Genomic DNA, 23,809 nt, shown 5'->3' on the forward strand with positions numbered 1-23,809 from the left:
CTTTTTATTCTTATCAGCGCAACAGATACCGCCGTCGCGAGCCTTCGGCCAACGTTGTGGGTACAGTCATTTGCTCCGGGGTCGCTATGCCTCGTTGCCGGTTTGGCTCAGGGAAGCGGGTCGAGGATCGGGAGTTTCAGGGTGAAGGTGGAGCCCTGGTCTGGTATTGAGGCTACCGCGATGGTGCCGAAGTGCTTCTCTACAACGGTTTTTACAAACGACAGGCCCAGGCCCGTTCCCTGCACCCCGGACAGCTCGGTTCGCCGTTGACGGCGGTAGCGGTCGAACAGGTGGGGCAGTTCCTCGGGGTCAATGCCGCTGCCTTCATCGCTGATGGTGACCACGGCCTGATGCCCCGCCTGATACACCTGAATATCCACCTCCGAGCCGCTCGGGCTGTATTGCACAGCATTGGTGAGCAGGTTGATCAGGGCCCTTTCCAGCAGCTCCGGATTACCTTTCAGCCACAGGTCCTCGGTGCCCTGCAGCTGAAGATCGATGCCTTTTTCCACCGCTTGTTCAATCACGCTGTCCCGGGCGTTCTCTGCGATAGCGAGCAATTCGCATTCGTAAAAACGGGTTTCCGTTAACTGTTCTGCGCGGGCCAGCTGCACGAATTCTTCGGCCAGGTTGTAACTCCGCCGCGCCAGTCGGCCCAGTTGCTCCAGCTGTTGCGGGGCAATGTTGGCCGGATCGCGCTTGAGCTGTTCAATCAGCGCCAGTTGGGATACCAGAGGTGAGCGAACATCGTGGGAGATGAAGTCCACCGCTTCCCGGTGCTGACGTTGCTGCTCCCTCAGCTCCGAGATGTCAGAGATATTGGCGATGAGGCCCGACTGCTCGTTGTCTGGCAGCGAGAAGGGGGCGATATGAATGAGGAAATCCTTGCCATGGATTTGCAGGTCAATGGTCCGGCTCTGTTGAAGCGTGAGCGTTTCGGCAATGATCTCGTTCCAGCGCGGCGATTCCCTGGGGTCGTAGCCTTCCAGCAAGCGTGGCAAAGGTAGGCCGTTAAGGCTCGGCATGGGCTCCCGGAACCAGTGTTCAATATGCCGGTTGGCGAAACGGATCACGCCCAGTTCGTCGGTCACGATGATGCCGTCAGGCATGTGCTCGAAGCTGCGCCGGATGAACTGTTGCATCTGGTTCAGTCGTTCGGTGGCGAAGCGCACTTTCTGAATGCGGGCCGAGATGTTTTCTTTCGGACTGCGGGCCTGTTGTATGGAGTCCGGAATTTCCAGCCGGAGGTGGTTGAGGTAACGCTGAATAGCCTGGCCCTGAAGATCGTTGGAGAGTTGAAGTCCAAGGACAAAGGTCTTGTCGCCCTGTTCGAGCTTCAGCCAGCTGTCATTGAGCCTGTGATCCCATTGCCGGGGGGTAAGGTCGGATGGCACATCCTGTGGGCTGAGAAAGCGCGAAGTCAGACAGTGAGCTCCGTCACACAGGATCCAGCCTTCTGGCTCAAACAGCTCCTGAATGTGTTCCAGCAGCAGGCGTGGGTGGTATGTGCCGTGATCCGGCATGGTCACATAGGGGCTTTGCGCCAGGTTATCGAGTTGACGGTTGAGAAACCGGTTGGTCTGGGATAGTCGGAATCCACTGGAAATAGGCAGAGCCAGCAGCGCTATCAAAGCGGCATCAATGACCGGCACCCAGATTCGCCCGATCTGCAGCGCCAAAACAAAGGCTACAAACAGCACCGCAGTACTGAGCAGGCAGGTAAACAGGGTGTGTGATGGGCGCATGCGGGGAAGGCTCAGCGCCAGGCCCAGAATGACGCATAGGGTGATCACTGAAGATAACCATCGGGGGGCTGGCTCAACCAGCTGGTTTTGTGCGAGCGCTGAAAAGGTACTGGCGTGAAATTCCACGCCCGACATGGGGCGGCTCAAGCCGGAAAACGGTGTTGGCAAAACGTCACCGAATCCTGCCGCCGTCGCGCCGACAAATACCGTCTTGTCCCGAAACGCCTCGGCAGGCGTGGTTTGCTCCAGAACGCGGGTGTAGGAGTAGGTTGCTACGGTTCCCGCTCCCCCAGCCAGGGGTACTGCCCGGTATTCGTCTCGAATGTTCATAAATGCCGGCGCCTGTTCGTAATTGGGCGGCGTGGCCTCAGGGGCGAAGGCGGCGAGGCTGAGGCTCGGCCAGAGCTGCTGGCCGAGTCCGTTGTACAGATACAGCCCGCGGGCGACGCCGTCACTGTCCAGTTCGACATGGGCATGTCCGATACGGGCGGCCGTGTTTGCTAGCGCGCGGGCAGGGAGTTGCTCGCTAAGCAACTGGCGGGATTCCGAAGGCGCCAGGTAAACGGGCAGAATGACGTTGCCGTGCGCTTCCATGGCGTTCGCCAGGTCTGCGTCATCCGGCGATGGTTCTGGAAACAGGATGTCAAAAACTATGGTTTCGGCGCCGGCTTCCGTGAGGCTGCGAATCAGTGCGGCGTGATTGGAACGGGGCCAGGGCCAGCGGCCCAGCCGGTCCAGGCTCAACTCGTCGATCGCCACGATGGCTACATCGTCAGCCGGTTCGCCGGGAAAGGTGGTGATGGTTTGATCGTAGAGCCAGTAATCCAGGTGTCTGGGCAGGCTGGAAAGCTCAAGCAGCAGAGTGCATGACAGCAGAATCAGGGCCAGAGTCCACGGCGTTGTTTTTATGTGCAGCCAGTCCCGGTTCATGGGCTTTGCGGTGGTGTCCTGTGGTTGGGGTTATTCCAGGTAGAGCTCCCTACCTGGTCCCCAGCGGCTGGTGAGGGGGCCCTCAGAAAGAGCTTTCAGCCGCACAAAATACCGTCTACCGGGAATGAGGCGCAAGGCCGCGGACGTATCTGCCAGAGTGGCTTCCTTGATTACGTTGTCGAAGTCCGGTTCTTCGGACAATTGCAGCAGGTACTGGTTTGCGGTGGCCACGCGCTCCCAGAACACCCTGACCTGGCTGTCCAGGTAGTTCACGCTGATGATGCGCGCCGGTGGCAGACTGCCATTAACCGTCAGTTTTCGGGGCTTGCTGATTGCGACCGAGTTGCCGCCGGCTTCGGTAACCACGCGCCAATAATAGTGGCCGGGACCCAGCGGGCGAGAGGGCAGGGCCGCGTTTTCGGGCGCCCACTCACTGGTGGTGATGAGGTTGTTGAAGCTTTCGTCCTCGGCGATTTCTACCCGGGCCAATTCGTTCTTGCCGTTCAGTGACCACTGGAATTCCGGCATGTCGTCGTTGGCAGCGGCGCCGTCGGCCGGCGCCACCAGGTTGGCAACCTGGGCCTGCAGGTCGATGTCGATCCTGGTCACCGCTGGCATGCCTGCCACACCGTCATAGCCAACGGCGGCCACATGCACGTCATACTTGCCGTTATCCAGCAGACTGAGCTTGTGCTGGTTTTCTCTCACTTGTCTGCTTTCTACCCAGCGTCCGTTTTCGGCATCAAAGATATCGAGCTGATAGCTGGGGGCCTGATTATCGACCCATTTCAGGGTCGTCGGCAGTTGGGTGAGCTTGGTCGGTAGCGGCTGGATTTCCGGGGCCGGGGGCAGGCGGCGGATGCTCATGCCCGAGGTGCCACCAGTGGAGACCGCAGCGCCGTAGCCGGCAGGAATGCGCTGGGTCAGTCCGGGCTTGCCGAAATCGACGGCACCGTGCGTCACCTGGAGGCTGGTGGCCTCACCGGAGGTTTGCAGTGCGAATACGGTTCCCCGTACGGCGGCCACCGCTGAAGGGGTCTCGATTTCAAACCGGGCACCGCCCTCCATCACCGGCTTCACCCGGGTGTGGATTTCGCCACGATTCAGACGCAACCGGGTATCCACCATGCCGGACTTGCCGAACTGAGTCAGGCGGTTGAAGGTCAGGCGTGAATCCGGCGAGATCCGGATCTCGGACCCGTCTGCCAGACGAACGGTTGCACTGCCGTTGCCGGACAGTATTTCGTCACCAACCCGGATAAGGGTATCGCGGGTCACTGGCTGTTTACGCCCGTCTGCGCCGGAGATTACCTGAACCATGCCAGACACGCTGCTGATGCGCGCCGGTTCCGGTTGGCGTTTGAGCCAGGACAGCGGAATTCGCAGCCGGTCGCCCTCGGCAAGAGGGGTATCGTCTGCAAGGTTATTGTATTGCCGGAGTCGGTTTGCGCTTACGTTCGCGGTGAGTAATTCGCTGGCGACCTGGTTGAAAGTGTCGCCAGAGCGCAGGGTGTAAATCCAGTCCGAGGTGGTGGCAGTTGGCTGGCCAGCTCGCGATGGCTCCGACCCGTGGGTGATGGACAGCTCTGCCTGTGCCCCGAGAGCCGTCATCAGAAGCAGTGGCGCGCCAAGGGTTCGAAGAAGCTGGGTCACACCGTTATTAGCCATTAGCCGCCCGGTCTGGATTGAGTGTTTCAACGACCGATCCCGAATCTGTGGCCTCTATGGCCTCGAGCCGGTACCCGCGCTGATAGATCGTCTTGATCCGGAAGCCATTCTCGGGATTCAGCCCGAGGCGCCGGCGCAGACGGCTCATGTGGGTGTCGACGGTGCGGGTGTTGATGTCCCTCGCCAGCCCCCATACCCGCTCCAGCAGCATTTCGCGGGTCAGGAGCCGACCCTGGTTCTGGAACAGGAACAGGGTCAGGTCAAAGTCTTTGTCGGTCAGCGTCAGTTCTTCGCCATGCAGAATAATCGAGCGTTGCTGGGTGTTGACCTCGAAGGGGCCGTACCGGAGCACTTCTTTTTCTGCATCCGGGTTGCTGCGGCGCGCCAGGGCGTTGATTCGGGCGACCAGTTCGGCCGCCCGTGCCGGTTTGGCAAGAAAGTCATCGGCGCCGGCATCGAGTGCCCGGACGATGTCTTGTTCGCTGTCTCGCTGGGTCAGAAAAACCACCGGAATCTGCCAGTTCAGTTGGGCCCGGACACTGGCCAGCACATCAATGCCGGTCATGTCCGGTATCTGCCAGTCGAGAATCAAAAGGTCATAGCTGCGATGCAGTACGGCGCTCAGAAATCCCTGGCCGGTCGGAAAGGTGTCGCAGTGATGCCCGCGTTCACAGAGGATCGTTTGCACGCGCTGTGCTTGCTCGTATTCATCTTCAAGCAGGGCGATTCGCATAAAACTGCTCCGTGATGTAGTGGCGGGTATGATCATTCGAAAACCTGAGCGTTGAGCGAACTACTGACTGTCACTGGCCGATTCTCGCAAATGTAAAAACGTATTACCGTTTCGTTATGTAGAGTTGCGTAAACGAGTTGCAGGTTGCCCGTCGACGTCGTCAACCGTATGGCGACAGCCCGGAAAGCTGCTGCAGCCCCAGAACCAACCCTTTTTGCCCTTCCGCCTGACCAGCGGGGCAAAACAGTGCGGGCAGGGAATCGGCGCCTGGCTGGTTCCATCCTGCGGGGTGGCGTCTTCCAGCGGGCGGGTTCCCTTGCATTCTGGGTAACGTGTACAGGCGAAGAAGCGGCCGAATTTCCCATCCCGCTCGGTCATCGGGGCGCGGCACTTGGGGCAGTGCACGTGCTGCGGGGCTTCGGTTGAATCCGCCGGGGCCGGGCTCAGGTGATCAATAAAACCACGGATTTCGTCTTTCAGTGTATCCAGAAACGCCCGTGGATCTGCCTCGCCCTGGCGAATGCTCTCCAGCGTGGCTTCCCATACGGCGGTTCGATCCGGTTTGCTCACCGAGTCCGGCAAGGCCTCGATGAGTGCTTTGCCTTTGTCGGTAGCACGGATGAAACGGCTTTCCCGGTAGAGGTAATTGCGCTTGAACAGGGTGTCGATGATGGCCGCTCTGGTGGCCTCGGTGCCCAGACCGTCGGTTTCCCGCAGGGTTTTGCGCAATTCCGTGTCGGTCACGAATCGGGCGATATTGGTCATCGCCGATAGCAAGGTGGCGTCCGTGAAGTGCTGGGGCGGCTGCGTTTTGCGTTCGGCAATCGATGTGTCATTGCACAGGACTGGGTCACCGGTAGCGAGGCGAGGCAGCGGTGCCTTTGGTGCTTCGCTCCGGCTTTCCCGAAGCTTCAGTTCCAGGAATTTCCATCCGGGTGTCAGGATGGCCGTCTCCGTTGCGCGGAACCGATGTTCACCGACCTTAACCGTGAGTTTGCCCTCCCGGTGAACGGCGTCTTCGGCGAACTGCATCAGGTAGTAACGACTGATCAGCCCGTATATGTTTTCCTCTGCCGGCGTGAGCTTGCCATTGGGCGAAGGGCGCGAGGTCGGGATGATGGCATGGTGAGCGTCTACATTCTTGTCGTTCCACGCTGCGGTTCGCCGGTTGAGATTGGCCTGGTCACAGGCATCGGCGAGGTCAGGCTGCACTCGGCCGATGGCGCGCACGACCTTTTCCCGTTGCTCATAGTGACCTTCGGGAAGGTGCCGGCAATCGGAACGCGGATAGGTAATGAGCTGGTGCCGTTCGTAGAGTGCCTGGGCGGTATCCAGTACCGCTTTTGCGCCCATGCGGAACAGCCGCCCGGCTTCAATTTGAAGTGCTGACAACGACAACGGCAGAGGCGGCGCTTCGGGGCGGTCCCGGAATCGGGCTTCGGTGATGCTGCCGGGGCGCCCTTGCACACTGCTGGCAATCTGCTCCGCAACGGCACGGTCCAGAAGCCGGTTGTCGTCATCCAGGTGATCCCCGAGCGACTCGTCCGGCAACCAGGTGGCTTTGAAGGGGCTTTGATCCGCGTCCTCGTCCTGCGCGGTAAAGACAGCCTCAACTCGGAAGTAGGGTTTCGGCTCGAAGTTCTCAATGGTGTTGTCCCGCTCAACCACCAGGCCGAGAACCGGGGTTTGCACCCGCCCCACCGAATAGACTTCCTTTTCGCCCTGTTGCTGATAGCTCAGGGTATAAAATCGGGTCAGGTTGATTCCGTACAGCCAGTCGGCTCGTTGCCGGGCGAGGGCGGAGTGGGACAGTCTGCGAAATTCACGGTTATCCCGGGGGCTCTGGATGGCCTTGGCCACGGCTGCGGGCGTGAGGTCGTTGATCAGTACTCGTTGCACTGGCACGTTGGTGCCAAAGTATCGCAGCACTTCATCGACCAGAAGTTGCCCTTCCCGGTCCGGGTCTCCGGCGTGAACAATGGTTTGAGCTTTTTCAACCAGCGACTCAAGCACCTTCAGCTGCTGGCGTACTCCGTCCTTTGGCGATGTCTCCCACTGCTCGGGAAACAACGGCAGGTCTTCCCGCCTCCATTTCTTCCACGCTGGGTTGTAGTTGGCCGGTTCTGCCGGCTCCAGCAGGTGTCCAATACACCAGCTGACAACGGTGGCACTTTCCCCCTGACCGCATCGGATCCATCCCTGGCCCTTGTGATAGGGGCCGGGCAGGGCGGCAGCGATGGCGCGACCAAGACTGGGTTTTTCGGCAATATAAAGCTGCATGGTACATCGTGCGTGTGAATCGGCTTGGGAATGTGGCCCCTTGCCAGTTTGGTGTCAAGGCTCGGGTGCCTGTCGGTTGTGTAGTAGACTGAGGGGAAAGTGCACCAGTAGGGGAGCCGTCGGGCCATGAAAATCCAGAATTCCATTGAGACGAAACTAAAGCAGGCGTTCAGCGCCCAAGTCTTGCAGGTGGAAAATGAAAGCCACAAGCACAGCGTGCCGCCCAATTCGGAGACGCACTTCAAGGTCACGCTCGTTTGCCCTGACTTTGAGGGCCAGATGAAAGTGAAACGTCACCAGGCTATTTACCAAGTACTGGCCGAGGAGTTGGCGGGAGAGGTCCATGCGCTGGCGCTGCACCTGTATTCACCGGCAGAGTGGCAAGCCGCAGGTCAGGCCGCCCCAGACTCGCCCAATTGTCTGGGAGGTTCCAAAAAGGACCCTGCGATGGCGTCCCGGGCTGATCAGGGGGAAAGCGTATGAGTCAGTTTTTTCAGATTCATCCTGAGACGCCCCAGAAGCGGCTGATCAACCAGGCGGTGGAAATTCTTCGCCGCGGCGGCGTTGTCGTCTATCCGACCGATTCCGCCTATGCAGTTGGATGCCATCTGGGCGACAAACAAGCGGCGGATCGCATCAAACGCCTGCGGAAGCTGGATGACAAACACAACTTCACGCTGGTTTGCCGGGATCTGTCGGATATCGGCGTGTACGCCAAGGTGGATAACACCCAGTATCGGTTGCTCAAGAACTTCACCCCGGGGCCGTACACTTTCATTCTGGATGCCACCGGAGAGGTGCCGCGGCGCTTGCTGCATCCCAAACGTCGTTCCGTCGGGGTCCGGGTTCCGGATAACGCTATCGTTCAGGCGTTACTGGGGGAGTTGGGTGAACCGATTATGAGCAGCACGCTGATCCTGCCGGGCGAAACCGAGCCGATGACGGATCCCTACGACATTCGTGAGACTTTGGAGCATGAGCTCGATCTGATTATCGATGGCGGGTTCTGCGGCATGGAAGCGACGACCGTGGTCGACTTTACGGGAGATGCTCCGGTCGTTACGAGGGTCGGCAAGGGCGATCCATCTCCCTTTGAAATCTAGCCTCAGGCCCGGGCGTTCAGGCTGAATGCGTAGCCGCGTTGCTCGCTGGCGTTCTCAAGCGGTCCGCTGGCTACCGAACGACGCAGGTTGTCGTAACGGTGGACCAGGTCCTGTAGTCCGTTGAACTGCTCCTGATCGCTGACCAGGGTCTCCAGCAGGTGATTATTCACCCCGTAGGCCTGGCTTAGTTTCATGGCGTTATCGACGAAGTGTAAGGTAGGTTCATTGATGCTCAGCCGGTTGAATGCCTCTTTGAATGGCTTGTTCAGATTCAGATCGCGGCCGATCTGCTTCAGTTTGTCTTGCGGCGCATCGCCGCTGAGCTGAATAGTGCCTTGCTCTCCTTTGCCGACATCCAGCTTGGTGGCCGGGTGCAGGTCGAACTCGGCAAGTTTGTGCCGCAGGGTTTCTCGCAGCATGGCAAGGTCCTGCCCCACGTTCTGCTTGTATTCGTCAACCGTCAGCTTCCGGGATTTAACTTTCGCCAGGTCGGCAATGTCGTTACCGGAAGGCGTGAAGCGGTCATCGCCGGGGCCCGTCACCGCGTCGGGCGCTTTCGACGGCACGGGACGGGCGTTGGCTTGATTGGCCGGTCGCTTTTCCAACGCTTGCTGAAACTGGGCGCCTGCCCGGATCAGGGATGTCAGCAGAGACATAACTGAGAGTCCTCCAGCGGCTTACGTTCTCGTTTGCCAAATTGAATGGTCAGGACTCTGAAAGCAGGTTTTGGGCCAGATTCGTCGCGGTCTTGTCTTAGCCTCGATGGTCAGAGACAAACGGATTGGTTTTGCGCTCCTGTCCAAAGGTGGACATAGGGCCATGGCCGGGAATGAAGGCGACTTCATCGCCCAGAGGGAACAGCTTTTCCTGAATAGAGCGAACCAGAGTGGCGTGGTCGCCCTTGGGGAAATCTGTTCTGCCAATGGAGCCCTGGAACAGCACGTCGCCCACGATAGCGAGCTGGCTGGGTGCGTGGTAGAAGACAACGTGGCCAGGCGTGTGCCCGGGGCAATGGAGCACCTCAAGCGTCTGGTTGCCGATGGTGACCTGATCGCCTTCATGCAACCAGCGGTCGGGGGTGAAGGATTCCGGCGCTGGAAAGCCAAACATCTGCGCCTGTTGTGGCAAGCCAACGATCCAGAAGTTGTCGCCCTCATGAGGCCCGACGATGGAAATGCCCAGTGCCCTTGCCAGTTCGGCGGTACCGCCGGCATGATCAATGTGGGCGTGGGTCAACAGGATCGTCTCAACGGTAAGCCCTTCCTCCTCAATCGCCGCCCGGATACGCTCCAGATCACCGCCAGGATCTACCACGGCCGCTTTTCTGGTGTCCTCGCACCAGAGCAGGGAGCAGTTTTGCTGAAATGGGGTGACAGGAACAATGCGGTATTTCATCAGTTGTCGCCTTTCTGAAAAAAATAATGGCACAGGGTAATGCTTGGAGCGGTTCATGCAAGCAGAGAACCAATGGGGCACGCGCAACGGTGCTTTGTGGGTATGGAAAAAAGGGCGAAGGCTGTGACTTACCCCTCATACCGGCACATCCATCTGGCCGATAATTGAAATGAAAGCTATTACTTCTTGGAATTAGAGGTACGCAAGAGTTGCCGTTCGCTGGCCAATTCAGCGGACCTCAAGGATGTATCCTGCGGAGAGGTGGTTCATATGGATATGGCGAAACCGGGTTTATACCCGATGGCGTTAGCGGCCCTGATGGTGATGGGTTGTGGCGGCGGCGGTGGCGGTGGTAATGATGGCGCAAGTACTCAGAATCAGACGGTACAGACATCGACACCACTTACTCTGGACACTAGCGGGCTGGCTGATCAGAAAGTTGCGCTCCGGGAAGAGTCGGACTTTTCCGTCACAATGGAGACGTATTCGGTGGTCAGCAGTATTGTGGTTTTATTCGAGGACATCGAGAGCTCTCTGAGCGCGCAGTCTACTGACGCCGGGGCGGTTGCTTGCGCCAATCCAGAGGGAGGCGTCACGTACAGCGAGAGCGGTGATCAGGCCAGGGGCAGTTACCAGTACTCTTTCGATAATTGCCGGGTCGATACGTCCTCTTACGGTACCTATGTGCTCAATGGCATACAAAGTGGCAGCTATACCGTGTCGAGCACCGGCAGCGAGATCGATATCACGTTGCAATTCGACCTGTCCGGCCAACAGTTGAACTCGGAGGGTGAGAGCCGGGATTTCAAGGTGTACGGCAGCTTGGTCAACGAGAGTGATTACCGGAGCGAGACGCAGGTAGACGTGAGCGTCTACTGGCCGGCGCTTGAGGTGATAGTCGGAGACGACTATTTCGCGCTGCGGGATTCGTATTATGACTATCTCGAAATTGATGGCCAGATTTGGCTTGCCTGGAATGCCGACGTGATCAGTTCTGTTCAGGGTGGATCGCTCTCCTTCACTACACCGTCGACGTTGATTCGTGGTGAAGGCGAGAGTTGCCCGAGTGATGGACATCTGATGCTGGAAGGGGATGGCACGCTCGAGATTCGCTATGGCGCGAGTTCTGGTCGTGGCGTTGGCGTCGAAGTGTTATTGAACGGCAGTGAAGTCGCGTACGTTGACAGCTGCAGTTCCTACCTTCCGTTCTAGATTCTGCTTCCAGTGAATTGGGGCTGGCGTCTGCAAATCGCCGGCCCCTTCGTCTTTCGAATCGTCTCACCACTGGCTATTCTGAGACAAATTGCCCCTCCGGTTTCGACGACTCAAGATGGCCTCGCCCATCATTCTCCTGACGCTCCCTTGAACTTGGCCTCCTGGCCAACGATGATTGCGTTCTTGTTACGGGCGATCCCTCTTCTTGGAGTTTTGTTGAATGCCAGTCATGGTTCAGGCCCTGGTGCCTGTATTCGCGTTGATCATGTTGGGGCACCTGTTCCGGCGCCTTGAATTTCCCAGCGTGGATTTCTGGCCGCAGGCCGAGCGTTTTACCTATTACGTGCTGTTCCCGGCCATGCTGGTGTTTAAGCTTGGGCAAGCAAAGCTGCCGCCATCGGCTTATGCCGACATAGCAATGATCATCATCGCTATGCTGCTGTCCATGACCGCCATGTTGGCCGTCGCCCAGTGGTTCTGGCGCTGGAGTGGTCCTGTTTTTTCATCGGTGTATCAGGGGGCGATTCGCTTCAATTCCTACGTGGGGTTGGCGGCCGGGGGCATGTTGCTGGGTGATGAGGGGCTGTCACTGACCGCAATCGCCGTCGCGGTCATGGTGCCGTTGCTAAATCTGATGTGCATCCTGATGTTTTCGCTGGTGGCCACCGAGGGATCGGTGCGTTTGCGGCCGGTACTGAAGGCCATAGCGACCAATCCATTAATTGTCGGATCGGTGCTCGGCGTGCTCTGGAGTTTTTTTCAGATTGGCTTTCATCCCTTGCTAGCCGGCATCTTGTCGCCACTGAGTAATCTGGCTCTGCCGATGGGATTGATGACCGTAGGCGCCGGGTTGCAGTTGAAGGCGCTGCGCGGCGGCACAACGCCATTCCTGGTTGCTTCCGTCCTGAAGTTGCTGGCGTTTCCTTTGATGACAGCCGGCTTGGCACTGGCGCTCGGCCTTGAAGGAACTCTGGTGCAGGTGGTGGTGTTGCTGGCGAGCCTGCCGACCGCTACCTCGGCTTACATTCTGGCTCGCCAGCTGGGTGGGGATGCGCCGCTGATGGCGGGGATCATCAGTGGCCAAACCCTGCTGGCGATGGCGTCAATTCCCCTGATGCTCGGCATCCTTTGGTAGGCAATGGATTGCGGCCTCGGCAATGCCTGCGAGGAATGCTTCATACCCATCCGCACCAGGCTCGATATCGCTGGCGAGGGGGTCCCAGCTGCTGAAACGCACGTCCAGCCCGTCGGTAATGGATGACCACCATTGTTGATTGAATTGGGGCTCGGTCAGAATGCACGCGTTGCCTGCGGCCTCAAGCTTGGATTGAACTTCTTGAATGTGCCTCGCGCCCGGCGAAAGAGCGGGGTTAAGTGTAAGTACACCCTGAAGGTCGAGGTCAAAATGTTCGGCAAACCGGGTGAATGCATCGTGGTAGGCGAAGAGACTGACGCCCTCCAAAACCGCCAGGCGCGACTGGATGTCCGCTTCGGTCTCGGCCAGGCTCGCTTCGAAATCGGCCAGGTTCTGATCGAGGCGCTGGGAATCCATGCCCTCGAGATTGGCCAGTGTGTCACGGATGGTGTGCGCCATTTCCAGCGCCAGTGCGGGATCAATCCAGATGTGCGGATCCTCTCCGGCTTCGTGGTGGTGGCCATCCCCGTGCTCGGCGTGATGTCCATGGTGGTGGTCGTCACCGACCTCTTCGGTGGACAGGGCGGTTACCCGGCCATGGAAATCTTCGCTGTCTAACAGACGAGTGAGAAAGCTTTCCATGCTCGGCCCCACCCAGAAAATGGCATCGGCGCTCTCCAGAGCCCTCCGTTGTGATGGGCGCATGGTATAGGTGTGCGGACTGGACCCTTCGGGAACCAGGGTTGTGATCTCTACCGTGTCACCCGCTACTGCGTGTACCAGAAGGGTGAGCGGCTTGATTGAGGTGACCACTTCGGTGGCTGCGGAATGGCTCGGGGCAATGGCCAGGCTGGCGAAGGCCATTATTGCGCTCAGGAGAAAAGCGTTGCGTTGGGGCATGGGAAGTCCAAAACGGATTAATTGAAACGTTATAATATAACATTTTTGGGGCTGGGCAAAAGCACCTCGTTTTCGCGGGCCAGATAGACGCCATTTGCCCCGTGCCACTCATGCGAAATTACAATCAGGCCGCTATAATGCCGCCTTTATTCAACGGCCACCGATTTTTCAGGAAGGTTTCATGACTGTACGTACCCGAATTGCTCCGTCACCCACAGGTGATCCTCACGTTGGTACCGCCTACGTGGCCCTTTTCAACCTTTGCTTTGCGCGCCAGCACGGCGGACAGTTTATCCTGCGCATTGAGGATACCGATCAGGCGCGGAGTACCGCCGAATCGGAGCAGGATATTCTGACGGCGCTGCGTTGGCTTGGGCTGAACTGGGACGAGGGTCCGGATGTTGGCGGGCCCCACGGGCCATACCGGCAGTCAGAGCGCAAGGATATGTATCGTCAGTACGCGGAAGATCTGGTGACTGCCGGTCATGCGTTTTACTGCTTCCGGACCCCAGAGGAGTTGGACGCAATCCGGGAGGAACGCAAGGCGCAGGGGTTGAATCCGGGTATCAAGGGTGATCTCGAATTGCCCGACGAAGAGGTGAAGCGTCGTCTGGACGCCGGGGAGGCGTATGTTATTCGGATGAAGGTTCCTGATGAGGGTGTCTGCGAGATTCAGGATATGCTCCGTGGCACCATCGAGATTGATTGGGCCCAGGTGGATTGCCAGATCCTGCTGAAATCCGATGGTATGCCGACTTATCACCTCGCCAACGTGGTGGATGACCACCTGATGGGCATTACCCATGTCTTGCGTGGTGAAGAGTGGATCAACTCGGCACCCAAGCACAAGCTGCTGTATGAATACTTCGGCTGGGCGATGCCGGAGCTGTGTCACCTGCCGTTGTTGCGCAATCCAGACAAGAGCAAGTTGTCCAAGCGCAAGAACCCCACCAGCATCAACTTCTATGAGCGGATGGGGTTTCTGCCCGAAGCGGTGACCAACTATCTGGGCCGCATGGGCTGGTCGATGCCCGACGAGCGGGAAAAATTCTCGCTGGATGAGATGATCGAAAACTTCGACATTCAGCGCGTATCCCTCGGCGGGCCCGTGTTTGATGTGGAAAAGCTGCGCTGGCTGAACGGGCAGTGGCTTCGGGAAGAGCTCTCTGATGAGCAGTTCATGGCGCGTATGGGGCAGTGGTGGTTCAATCCAGATGCTCTTGCGGCGCTGATTCCTCATATCAAGGGCAGGGCGGAGGTGTTTTCCGATGTCGCACCGATGGCTCAGTTCATGTTCTCGGGCATGCTCGACCTGACTGCCGAAGACTTCGAGCACAACAAGCTGGACCACGCCCAGATCAAGCGGGTGTTGCAGTTTGCACTATGGAAGCTGGAGGCCCAGCGTCACTGGAGCAAGGACAACATTTTTGCCGACATCAAGTTCCTGGCCAAGGCCATGGAGCTGAAGATGGGGGACTTCATGTTCTCGATCTTCGTGGCCATTGCCGGTACACCCAACTCCTGGTCGGTGATGGACTCCATGGCGCTGTTGGGGCCGGACATGACCCGCTCCCGGTTGCGCCATGCGTTGGAAGTTCTGGGCGGCGTGTCCAAGAAAGAGACCAAGCGGCTGGAAAAAGAATACGCCCAATTGAGCGCCGAATAACCGTTTTGATCACGGATTGAACGGCGTGAACAGGGATGTTCAGAAAACTGAAAAAAAGTGCATTTTAGTGGTTGACGCCCATAGGTCGGATCCTTAATATACGCAGCCGTTGAGGGGCCATAGCTCAGCTGGGAGAGCGCAACACTGGCAGTGTTGAGGTCGGCGGTTCGATCCCGCCTGGCTCCACCAATTTCTAGTCCCCTTCGTCTAGTGGCCTAGGACTCCGCCCTTTCACGGCGGCAACAGGGGTTCGAACCCCCTAGGGGACGCCAATACGGCTTGACGGTTTAGTCCACCGGAAAGCCATCAAAAAAACCGCCTTCGGGCGGTTTTTTTGTGTCTGGAAGAAATGTTGGCTGGATGGGATTGGGCCCGGTATTGGTTTACCGGGCGGCGATAGCGCCTTTTCCCACGCCTTCGAATGCCTTCACTCGAATGGAGTCCGTCGGGAACTCCTTCTTGAGTTCGTCTGCGATGTGCGCAGCAATCAGCTCAACGGTTGTGTCGGTATCGAGCATGTAGACGCGGACTTCCGGAAGGGTCAGTTCGAATTCACCCTGATTGGCTTCGTACTCGAAGGTCACGTACGACACGCCGTCTTCGCCCACATGCCGCCGGACCACATCTTCCTCCGACCCTACATAAATATCCTGCCACAGCTTCGCCCAGCGTTGCTCCAGGGCTTCGTCGCGCAGGCCGTTGCGATCGATACGAATCGGTGAGCGGTGGCCGTGGGCAATACGCTGACAGTTGCCCAGGTGTTTCTTCAGTCCGTGAACATAGTGGTAGTAGGCACCCTGGATAACTTCTTCTCGCAGGTTCAGCTCGACCGAAATAACGTTGGCAGGCAGTACTGCTTTCAGTTCATTCTCCAGCAGTGTTGCCACGGCAGAAGGAAGCACCCGTTCGCTGGAAAGCCAGACAACCGCCTCGTCAGGGGAGCGGTGAACGATGGTTGAACCGTCCTGCAGTAGCCATTGGAAGGTGTCGGGCTGATCCTCATCCCAGGACAGGCCGGAGTAGCCTCGTGGAATGACCAGTCGATGATCGACGCGTTCATCAATGACCTGCTTGATGGTGCGCTTCACATTGCTGAAATCAAACACCATCCCCTGTTCATCCAGCTCGCCACCAAGGACGACGTCGGCAATCCAGCTCTCGCCTACCAGTCCGCGGACGGGGTCGAGGTAGGCGAAATCGATGACAGTCAGGTTATCGACAAAAAGGTGATTCATTGAACATCCGGGGAGGGTGAAGTTGATTGACGCCAGAATTCTAGCAAAAATCACCGTTATAGGCAGTTCGGCATTCAGGCCGGTGCATTCAGGAGTTTCGAGGAGGCGTTATCATCGTCTTAAATGCAGTGCATGAAAAACCGGCTATTCCTGTTCTGGTTATGGCAGCGGGCGCGTCCAGCCGCTACGGACGTTCCAAACTGCTGGTTCCGATGCCGGGCAACCAGGGAACTCTTCTCGATAGGGCAATTCGCTTGGGCAGAATTTTGAGCCCGGATGTTCGGGTTGTTCACGGAGCCAGGTACCCGTTGATACGGTTCAGGTGTCGAGAACAGCCTTCCTTGTGGGTTGAATCCCCGGACTGGCGGGCCGGACTGTCCGCGTCGCTGCAGGCGGGGCTGGAAAGTGTGGGGCCTGCGGCGCAAGGCGTTTTTATATTGCTGGCGGATCAGCCACGACTCGGCGAGAGTGCGCTCCACGCCTTGGCACAAGCGGCCAGGGCTCTGCCCAGGATGCCTATTGCCGCCGATTACGATGGGCGCCCGGGGGTGCCTGCGTATCTGCCACGAGCCCTGTGGCCGGGCATCATGGCGCTAGAGGGAGATCAGGGCGCGGGCAAGTTGTTGGCAGAGGCGGGAGCGACAAAAGTGGAGATTCCCGGTGTCCACGAGGATGTGGACACCGTTGAAGATTGGCTCGTGCTTCGGGACAGGCTCAGCCAAACAGGCCCGACAGCCAGATGACGCCGGCGCTGAAGATGCCGAGGCTGACGGCCAGCCCGATGGTGTAGATGCGGGACGTAGCCGCCCGTTGTTGCGCGATGAACAGGTCAATCGTTCGTTGGGCAATGTCTTCCGCTGTTTCTCTGGAGATTTCGTGGGCCTGCTGTATGGCTTCGGACTGCAGGGTTTGCCAGAACTCGGTATCAATGGTTTGAACGCTGGTGATGTGATCCTTCAGTTCCGCCATGTGATCGGATGTGAAACCGGAATTTTTCTTCAGTTCGCTTTTCAGCTCTTTGAGTTCCAGGCCCACGTGCAGGTTGACCTCGGCCGCAATCTCATCGCGCAGGTTCTTGGTCCGATCCTCAAGCATCTTGGACATCGCATCCAACCGCTCGTCAAGGACCGCTTCCTGCTTGTTGCGGGTTTCGTCGAGTGCGCGTTTGAGGTGATCGAACTGTTCGTCGAAGAGGGAGCTAAGCAGTTCGTGCAGGCGGTTGTTGATATGGGTCTTCACTGCCGATCGTGAGATCTGCTCGATCAGATCGCTGGTCAGGGGCACCAGGTTGGAGGACGCGGTGTGGCCATTCAGCATGTCGGTCTCACCGGATTTTGGTGCCATATCGACGGCGGCATTGGTCGGAATGTTGAAAGGCTCTTCGTCTTCCTGATTGGCTGCCTGGACAGGGTCAGTCAGCGGCGAATCGGGCAGGGTGCCCTCGGTCACGTCTCGCGCCAGGTCGTCCAGCACCTGGTTCAGCCCCTCATTATGGGGCGGCTTGGTGAGAATGTTGTAGACACCGAAGTTCTTCGCTTCTTCCGTGAAGCTGGACGATTTCTTGGAGGTGCACATGATGATCGGAATGCCGGCCGTTGTCGGGTCGCCCTTGATGGCCTTGGTGGCTTCCACGCCATTCATGCCGGGCATCAGGTGATCCATGAAGATCACATCGGGACGCTCGGATTTGCTCAGGTAGTCCAGTGCCTCTTCGGCCGAACCCGCCATGTTGACTTCCATGTCGCGACTCTCAAGCAGTTTGCTCAGAGCAAACCTGGCCACCTTGGAGTCGTCTACCAGCAGCGCGTTTTTGATCGCCATGTCACTACCTCAACTGTGTACAGCAAATATAAATGTGTCGGGCTTGTGTATTACCAGCCTTCCAATTTCGGGCACTGAGTGGCCCGATAGCTTTTGTCCCGATAACAGACGCCGGGCTCGGACGTGCGGGCGGTGAAGATCTCACCGGCCGCCGTGGTCAGGCGAACCTGTCCATAGGGTTCGCCGTGGCGGAAAGTTGCCTCAATAGAGCTGCCATTTGGATTAAGCAGCAGCCCTTTGCCGTGAAACTTTCCGTCTATGTACTGGCCTTCGTATTTCTTGCCATCGGCGAACACTTCCGTGCCTGTGCCGTGGAAGGTGCCATTGGAAAACTGGCCCTCGTAGTGACGACCGTCCGGATAGGTCAGGGCGCCCTGGCCGTGGAATTCGTCGCTGCGGAAACCACCGACGTAAAGCATGCCTTCTGCGGTGGTCAGTGAGCCCTGGCCGTTCAGGCGTCCGTCCTGCCAGTGGCCAGTCAGGATGTCGCCGCTGGCCATGGTCAGAGTGCCTTTGCCGTTGAACTGGTCGGCGGCGAACTCGCCGCTGTAGATAGAACCATCAGCGCTTCTCCAGGTGCCGTCACCGTGCCGCAGGCCGTTATTCCACTGGCCATCGTAGCGGGTGCCGTCCGGATACCAGGCCGTGCCCTCGCCGTGGAATTTGCCATTGATGAAGTGCCCTTCGTAACGCAGCCCATCTTTGCCCTGATAGGTTCCGTCACCGGTTTTTACGCCGCCAACCCAGGTGCCTTTGCGGAAGTCCACGTTGGTGAACGCCTTGAGCCTGCCAATCAGCGTCATTTCTTTTCCGGCTTCCAGCCTGACGGTCTGGCTCCAGTCCTGGTAGCCCGGCTTACTGATGGTTATGGCGTAGCGGCCGGGTTTCATTTCGAGGTCCAGTCGGGTCTGGCCGTAATGCTTGCCGTTGATAGTGACGTCATCACCAACCACGTTGGAGCGGAGAATCAGTTTGCCCGTGGCAGGAGGTTCGGGTTCGGGCTCTTTCCGGGTTTCCGGTGCCGGGGCGATATCTGTACCGGAATTCATTGCCATGACGGGCTCGGCGTAAGCCAGCAAGGAAGGCTCTTCCTGCATCGGGAGCAGTTCAAAGGGAGCAGGGGCCGAGAGAGCGGATGAGGTATCCCGCGTGGATTCGTCGGCGGCATCGGAACCAGAGTCGGGAGCCTGATTTACGGTTGCCGTTTGTTCCAGAGCCGGCTCGGCAAATACGGGCGCTTCGGCAAAGACGGTTGAATCCCACTGGGCTATCCGGGCTTCCTCGGTAACGGCCGCGACCGTTGCTTCCATGCTGGGCACCTGGTCGGTGATTGTCTGTTCGGTGTCTTCACGTACAGAGGCAAAGCCCGCGGTAACCAGAAGCATAAAAGCCAGTGCGTTGGCGAACAGAAGTGGTCTGACATCGACCATGGTTCAATCCCTTTCTTGTTCTTCGATTCCTGTCTAGCTCCTCATATTACCCAGTGGATGTGGCCGTATGTAACATAAAGTGTCTGAAGTTAACCAGATTGCTGGCCAAATCACACTTTGTCCGGAAGTTGTTCATGGTTAAGTTGTTCCCATGATCTCATGTACACATCGGCTTCATATTCATAGGGTGACCGGAACGGAGTCAGCACGAAATCGAACACCAGAAAGATGAAGCCAATGGACGCCCAGGCAATGGTCAGTGTGCTGATCGTGGTTGCCTGCACTTCCGGATTCGAATTCACGAAATCCTGCAGCATGGGAATGAAGTCAGAGGCCATGACCACTGGATTGAAGCTGGAAAGGACCAGCGGAATCCAGAACGCAATGAAAACCGGAAAGAAGCCAAATGACCACAGCAGGCGCCGGAGCAGGTACATGGCAACTTCCTTCCAGAAACGCTGTCTGATTTCCGGAACCTTGCGAACCCGTTCCAGGTATCTTCTGCGCTCTGCCCAATAGGCCGCGACTTCTGGGGCATCGACGTGTTTTACCGGTGGTGTGTATATGCTCATGGATAGGTGCACTACCTTGTGGCGTCTGGACAATGCATGATAATCGATACTACGTGTTACCCTACAATTCTCATTTGTTAACGACAGGATAGTGTGAATGGCTGCAGTGATCGACAACGCAACCCATCCGGCCTTTGAAAAGCTTCGCAGTCACCGGATCGACACTCTCAATCTGGAGGTGGAGGAGTATCGGCACCGCAAGACCGGAGCGAGGCATCTGCACCTGGCGGCGGACAATGACGAGAATGTGTTTTTCGTGGCGCTTCGCACCTTTCCGATGGACTCTACCGGGGTTGCCCATATTCTCGAACACACCGCGCTCTGTGGCAGTGAGCGGTTTCCGGTGCGTGATCCTTTCTTCATGATGATCCGTCGTTCCCTGAATACCTTCATGAACGCATTCACCAGTAGCGACTGGACTGCATATCCCTTTGCCAGCATGAATCGCAAGGATTTCGACAATCTGCTGTCGGTTTATCTGGATTCGGTGTTCTTTTCAAAGCTGGATCCCCTGGATTTTGCCCAGGAAGGTCACCGGCTGGAGTTCGACACGCCGGATAACCCCGACACCGACCTGGTATACCGGGGCGTGGTGTACAACGAAATGAAAGGAGCGATGAGTTCGCCGACCTCGCAGCTGTGGCAGCGCCTTAGCAGTCACCTTTTCCAGACCACCACCTACCACTACAACAGCGGTGGTGAACCCGATCACATTGTCGATCTCAGTTACGACGAGCTGATGGCGTTTTACCGTCGCCACTACCACCCGAGTAACGCGATTTTTGCCACCTACGGCAACATTCCGGCCCAAGAGCATCACGAGCGTTTTGAAGAGCTCGCACTCAAGCGGTTTGATCATCTGGACATCGATCTTCCGGTGCATGATGAGAAGCGCATCTTTGCTCCCGTTCGCGTCGAAGAGGCCTATGCGATTAACGAAGGTGAGGGTTCCGAGCGCAAAACTCACATCGTGATGGGCTGGTTGCTGGGTCAGAGCTTCGATCTTCAGTCCAATCTTGAGGCCCAATTGCTCTCAGCCATTCTTCTGGAAAACAGTGCGTCGCCTTTGATGCATGCGCTGGAAACTACCGACCTGGGGCATGCGCCGTCTCCCATGTGCGGGCTGGAAGATTCCAACCGCGAGATGACGTTTGTGTGCGGCATCGAGGGCAGTGAGCCGGAGAAACAGCAAGAACTTGAAGCGTTGATCGAATCGACGCTGGCCAAGGTTGCCGAGGAAGGTGTGAGCGAGGAACGTCTGGAAGCGATTCTGCACCAGCTCGAGCTGCATCAGCGCGAGATCGCGGGCGACCATTTCCCCTATGGCCTTCAGCTGATCATGAGCGCCATCTCACCCATGGTTCATGGTGGCGATCCGGTAGAACTGCTGGATCTCGAACCGGTGCTGGCCAAGCTGCGGGAGAAAATTCGTGATCCGCAGTTTGTGCCTGACCTGATTCGCCGCAACCTTCTCGACAATCCGCATCGGGTGACTTTAACTCTGCGCCCCGATGAGCAGCTTGAAGCTCGCCGGCAGGAAGCGATTCATCAGGCGCTGGCCAAGAAGAAGGCCAGCCTGACCGCAGAGGAGGTTCAGCACCTCGTTGAGCGGGCGGCGGCGCTGGAAGAGCGCCAGATGCGCAAGGACGACGATTCCATTCTGCCCAAGGTGGACCTGTCCGACGTGCCGCTGCAAATGCCGGAGCCGGAGTGCCGGTTTGATGGTGATTTGTCTGCCGCGATTTACGCCCGGGGCACCAACGGCCTGATTTACGAGCAGATTGTGGTGCCGGTACCGGAACTGACCGAAGAAGAGTTGCTTCTGCTGCCGTATTACACCGCCCTTATTTCCGAGGTCGGTTGCGGTGATCTGGATTACCTGCAGATGCAGGATCGGATTTCCGCCGAATCCGGCGGAATTGGCGCCTCTTTTAGTGCAAAGGGGCGCATCGACGACGTACAGGATGTGTCTGGCTATATCGTGTTCAACGGCAAGGCTCTGGCGCGCAACCGCTCTGCCTTGACCCGCCTGCTCAGGGACGTATTCACCGGAGCCCGGTTTGATGAGAAAGAGCGGGTGCGGGAAATCATCGCACAGATTCGTGCTCGTCGAGAACAGGCGGTCACCGGCAGTGGTCACGCCCTGGCGATGGGGGCGGCCTCTCAGGGCATGAGCGTGGGTGGCTGGCTGTCGTTCCGGCTCGGCGGCCTGGCCGGTATTCGGGGTACCAAAGAGTTGGACAGCTCCCTGAAGGACCCCAAGGCGTTGACGGCGTTGTGTGACAAGCTGGCCAATCTTCACACCAAGGTGAGTGAGCAGGCACGGCAGTTCCTGGTGATTGGCGAAGAAGAGCAGCTGCCGGCTATGGTGGATGACCTGAAATCCTGCTGGAAGGACGTGGGCAGTGCCGGATCCTCAAGCTGGGTCATGGCTCCGGTGGATTACACCGCCCGTGAAGCCTGGCTGACCTCAACCCAGGTGAACTTCTGCGCCAAGGCCTACAAGACGGTATCGGTGGATCACCCGGATGCGGCCGCCCTGACGGTCCTTGGCGGCTTCCTGCGCAACGGTTACCTGCATCGGGCCATCCGTGAAAAAGGCGGCGCCTACGGTGGCGGTGCCGGGCAGGACAGCGTGAATGGCGCGTTCCGCTTCTTCTCCTATCGAGACCCCCGTCTGGCGGAAACCCTGGACGACTTCGATAAGGCGCTGGAGTGGCTGCATACCGCAGAGCATGGCGATCAGGAACTGGAGGAGTCCATCCTCGGTGTGATTGGTCAGTTGGATAAGCCCCGTTCACCGGCCGGCGCTGCCCGCCATGCCTTCCACAACAAGCTCTTTGGCCGCAGTCCGGAACAGCGCGCCCGCTTCCGGGAGCGCGTGTTGGCTACCACGCTAGAAGATCTCAAGCGCGTGGCCAGTACCTGGCTGGTGCCGGAGAAGGCCAGCGTGGCCGTGGTCACCAGTCCGGACAACCGTAAGGTAGTTGGGGACCTGGGCTTGGCCATCGAAGAAATGTAGGCATTGATGAAAACAAAAAACGGAGGGCTTCGGCCCTCCGTTTTTGTATCTGCAGATCGGCTTAGCGATTTCGCTTCAGCCCGGTAGCCAACATGATGCGGGTGGAAATCTCCTCGACCGAATAAGCCGTGGTGTTCAAGAAGGGGATGCGCTCGCGCCGGTACATCAGTTCAATTTCTTCGATTTCGTGCATGCACTGTTTCATCGAGGAGTAACGGGAATTGGGTCGCCGTTCGTTTCGGATCGTAGCCAGGCGCTCTGGTTCGATGGTGAGCCCAAAGATTTTTTCCTTGTGCGGTTTCAATGCCTTGGGCAGCTTCTGGTCTTCCAGGTCTTCTTCTGTGATGGGGTAGTTGGCCGCCTTGATACCGTACTGTAACGCCAGGTAGAGGCAGGTCGGTGTTTTCCCGCTGCGTGATGCGCCCACGAGAATCAGGTCAGCCTCATCGTACTGGCGGGTGCGCGCGCCATCGTCGTTGTCGAGAGCGAAATTGACCGCATCGATACGGCGCTCGTAGCTGCCGGTATGATTGATCGAGTGGGACTTGCCGACGGTGTAAGACGAGGATGAGTTCAGCTCCTGCTCCATGGGGCTCAGGAAGGTTCCGAAGATATCCACCATGAAGCCGTCGGCAGTGGAGATGATGTCGCGGATGTCGCTGTTCACAATGGTGTCGAATACCAGTGGCCGGGCGCCATCCACCTCAGCGGCTTTGTTGATTCGTTTGACCATGTCCCGGGCCTTATCTTCATCCGCGATGTAAGGCACGGTGACACGCTCGAATTCGATTTTTTCAAACTGAGCCAACAAACTATGTCCGAGTGCCTCGGCGGTCAGACCGGTGCCGTCGGATATGAAAAAAGCGGTACGTTTCATGGGGTAATATCCCGTTCCCGATTTGACAGGTTCCCTAGGTAATCAGCGCAGGTTACAGTATCATACACGCCAACTTAGAGGC

General features: G+C 58.0%; 19 protein-coding genes and 2 tRNA genes. 9 read left to right on the forward strand and 12 right to left on the reverse strand.

Translation table 11 applies throughout. The annotated features are described in order from the left end of the window. Positions 1–107: 107 nt before the first annotated feature. The 4 genes from LPB19_RS09465 to LPB19_RS09480 all read right to left on the reverse strand — a co-directional run bounded on the left by LPB19_RS09465 (position 108) and on the right by LPB19_RS09480 (position 7,356). Complete coding sequence (locus tag LPB19_RS09465) at positions 108–2,675, reverse strand: CHASE2 domain-containing protein (RefSeq protein ID WP_206642680.1); 2,568 nt, start codon at positions 2,673–2,675, stop codon at positions 108–110. A 30-nt stretch (positions 2,676–2,705) separates the two neighbouring features. Further along, complete coding sequence (locus LPB19_RS09470; RefSeq protein ID WP_206642681.1) at positions 2,706–4,343, reverse strand: FecR domain-containing protein; 1,638 nt, start codon at positions 4,341–4,343, stop codon at positions 2,706–2,708. After that, a complete protein-coding gene (locus tag LPB19_RS09475; RefSeq protein WP_206642682.1) occupies positions 4,336–5,076 on the reverse strand; it encodes a response regulator transcription factor in 741 nt (246 codons plus the stop codon). Before LPB19_RS09475 ends, LPB19_RS09470 begins: the two co-directional genes overlap by 8 nt. Positions 5,077–5,190: 114 nt before the next feature. Next, positions 5,191–7,356: a DNA topoisomerase III gene (locus tag LPB19_RS09480; protein WP_206642683.1), complete on the reverse strand. Its 2,166-nt coding sequence runs from the start codon at positions 7,354–7,356 to the stop codon at positions 5,191–5,193. Positions 7,357–7,482: 126 nt separating this feature from the next. Here LPB19_RS09480 and LPB19_RS09485 point away from each other — a divergent pair, with 126 nt between their 5' ends. Beyond that, entirely contained in the window at positions 7,483–7,839 is a 357-nt protein-coding gene (locus tag LPB19_RS09485; RefSeq protein ID WP_206642684.1) for a BolA family protein, read from the forward strand. Further along, positions 7,836–8,459, forward strand: coding sequence for an L-threonylcarbamoyladenylate synthase (locus tag LPB19_RS09490; protein ID WP_206642685.1), 624 nt, complete (start codon positions 7,836–7,838; stop codon positions 8,457–8,459). The genes LPB19_RS09485 and LPB19_RS09490 overlap by 4 nt, the downstream gene beginning before the upstream one ends. A 2-nt stretch (positions 8,460–8,461) precedes the next feature. On the opposite strand, the gene LPB19_RS09495 is transcribed toward LPB19_RS09490, so the two are convergent. Both LPB19_RS09495 and LPB19_RS09500 read right to left on the reverse strand, forming a co-directional pair. Next, positions 8,462–9,115, reverse strand: coding sequence for a hypothetical protein (locus LPB19_RS09495; protein WP_206642686.1), 654 nt, complete (start codon positions 9,113–9,115; stop codon positions 8,462–8,464). 97 nt (positions 9,116–9,212) lie between these two features. Next, positions 9,213–9,854 (reverse strand): MBL fold metallo-hydrolase, encoded by a 642-nt coding sequence (locus LPB19_RS09500; protein ID WP_206642687.1) that lies wholly within the window; start codon positions 9,852–9,854, stop codon positions 9,213–9,215. 270 nt (positions 9,855–10,124) lie between these two features. Between LPB19_RS09500 and LPB19_RS09505 the strand changes: the two genes are divergently transcribed. Continuing rightward, complete coding sequence (locus tag LPB19_RS09505; RefSeq protein ID WP_206642688.1) at positions 10,125–11,066, forward strand: hypothetical protein; 942 nt, start codon at positions 10,125–10,127, stop codon at positions 11,064–11,066. Positions 11,067–11,289: 223 nt separating this feature from the next. Further along, positions 11,290–12,204, forward strand: a complete 915-nt coding sequence (locus tag LPB19_RS09510) for an AEC family transporter (protein ID WP_206642689.1) — start codon at positions 11,290–11,292, stop codon at positions 12,202–12,204. On the opposite strand, the gene LPB19_RS09515 is transcribed toward LPB19_RS09510, so the two are convergent. Further along, positions 12,172–13,104 (reverse strand): zinc ABC transporter substrate-binding protein, encoded by a 933-nt coding sequence (locus tag LPB19_RS09515; protein ID WP_206642690.1) that lies wholly within the window; start codon positions 13,102–13,104, stop codon positions 12,172–12,174. The genes LPB19_RS09510 and LPB19_RS09515 overlap by 33 nt on opposite strands. 181 nt (positions 13,105–13,285) lie before the next feature. Between LPB19_RS09515 and gltX the strand changes: the two genes are divergently transcribed. From gltX to LPB19_RS09530, 3 genes are all read left to right on the forward strand, one after another. Then, the gene (gene gltX, locus LPB19_RS09520) at positions 13,286–14,770 is read left to right on the forward strand and encodes a glutamate--tRNA ligase (RefSeq protein ID WP_206642691.1); all 1,485 of its coding nucleotides are present in this window, start codon (positions 13,286–13,288) and stop codon (positions 14,768–14,770) included. 113 nt (positions 14,771–14,883) lie between these two features. Further along, a tRNA-Ala gene (locus LPB19_RS09525) sits at positions 14,884–14,959 on the forward strand. A gap of 7 nt (positions 14,960–14,966) precedes the next feature. Beyond that, positions 14,967–15,042 (forward strand) — tRNA-Glu (locus tag LPB19_RS09530). 111 nt (positions 15,043–15,153) lie between these two features. Here LPB19_RS09530 and LPB19_RS09535 read toward each other — a convergent pair. After that, the gene (locus LPB19_RS09535; protein WP_206642692.1) at positions 15,154–16,005 is read right to left on the reverse strand and encodes a 6-carboxytetrahydropterin synthase; all 852 of its coding nucleotides are present in this window, start codon (positions 16,003–16,005) and stop codon (positions 15,154–15,156) included. Positions 16,006–16,217: 212 nt separating this feature from the next. Between LPB19_RS09535 and LPB19_RS09540 the strand changes: the two genes are divergently transcribed. Next, positions 16,218–16,748: a nucleotidyltransferase family protein gene (locus LPB19_RS09540; RefSeq protein ID WP_266097059.1), complete on the forward strand. Its 531-nt coding sequence runs from the start codon at positions 16,218–16,220 to the stop codon at positions 16,746–16,748. Here the strand turns inward: LPB19_RS09540 and LPB19_RS09545 are convergent. From LPB19_RS09545 to LPB19_RS09555, 3 genes are all read right to left on the reverse strand, one after another. Beyond that, a complete protein-coding gene (locus LPB19_RS09545) occupies positions 16,720–17,826 on the reverse strand; it encodes a response regulator (protein ID WP_206642694.1) in 1,107 nt (368 codons plus the stop codon). The two genes, LPB19_RS09540 and LPB19_RS09545, sit on opposite strands and share 29 nt — an antisense overlap. A 50-nt stretch (positions 17,827–17,876) precedes the next feature. Continuing rightward, positions 17,877–19,256: an MORN repeat-containing protein gene (locus LPB19_RS09550; RefSeq protein ID WP_206642695.1), complete on the reverse strand. Its 1,380-nt coding sequence runs from the start codon at positions 19,254–19,256 to the stop codon at positions 17,877–17,879. A gap of 110 nt (positions 19,257–19,366) precedes the next feature. After that, positions 19,367–19,828 (reverse strand): hypothetical protein, encoded by a 462-nt coding sequence (locus tag LPB19_RS09555; protein WP_206642696.1) that lies wholly within the window; start codon positions 19,826–19,828, stop codon positions 19,367–19,369. A gap of 97 nt (positions 19,829–19,925) precedes the next feature. Here LPB19_RS09555 and LPB19_RS09560 point away from each other — a divergent pair, with 97 nt between their 5' ends. After that, positions 19,926–22,850 carry an insulinase family protein gene (locus LPB19_RS09560; RefSeq protein ID WP_206642697.1) on the forward strand — a complete coding sequence of 975 codons (2,925 nt, stop codon included), beginning with the start codon at positions 19,926–19,928 and terminating at the stop codon, positions 22,848–22,850. 61 nt (positions 22,851–22,911) lie between these two features. On the opposite strand, the gene ppsR is transcribed toward LPB19_RS09560, so the two are convergent. Beyond that, complete coding sequence (gene ppsR, locus LPB19_RS09565) at positions 22,912–23,727, reverse strand: posphoenolpyruvate synthetase regulatory kinase/phosphorylase PpsR (RefSeq protein ID WP_206642698.1); 816 nt, start codon at positions 23,725–23,727, stop codon at positions 22,912–22,914. Between the last annotated feature and the right edge of the window lie 82 nt (positions 23,728–23,809).

It is taken from the genome of Marinobacter salinisoli, assembly GCF_017301335.1.
GTDB lineage: Bacteria > Pseudomonadota > Gammaproteobacteria > Pseudomonadales > Oleiphilaceae > Marinobacter > Marinobacter salinisoli.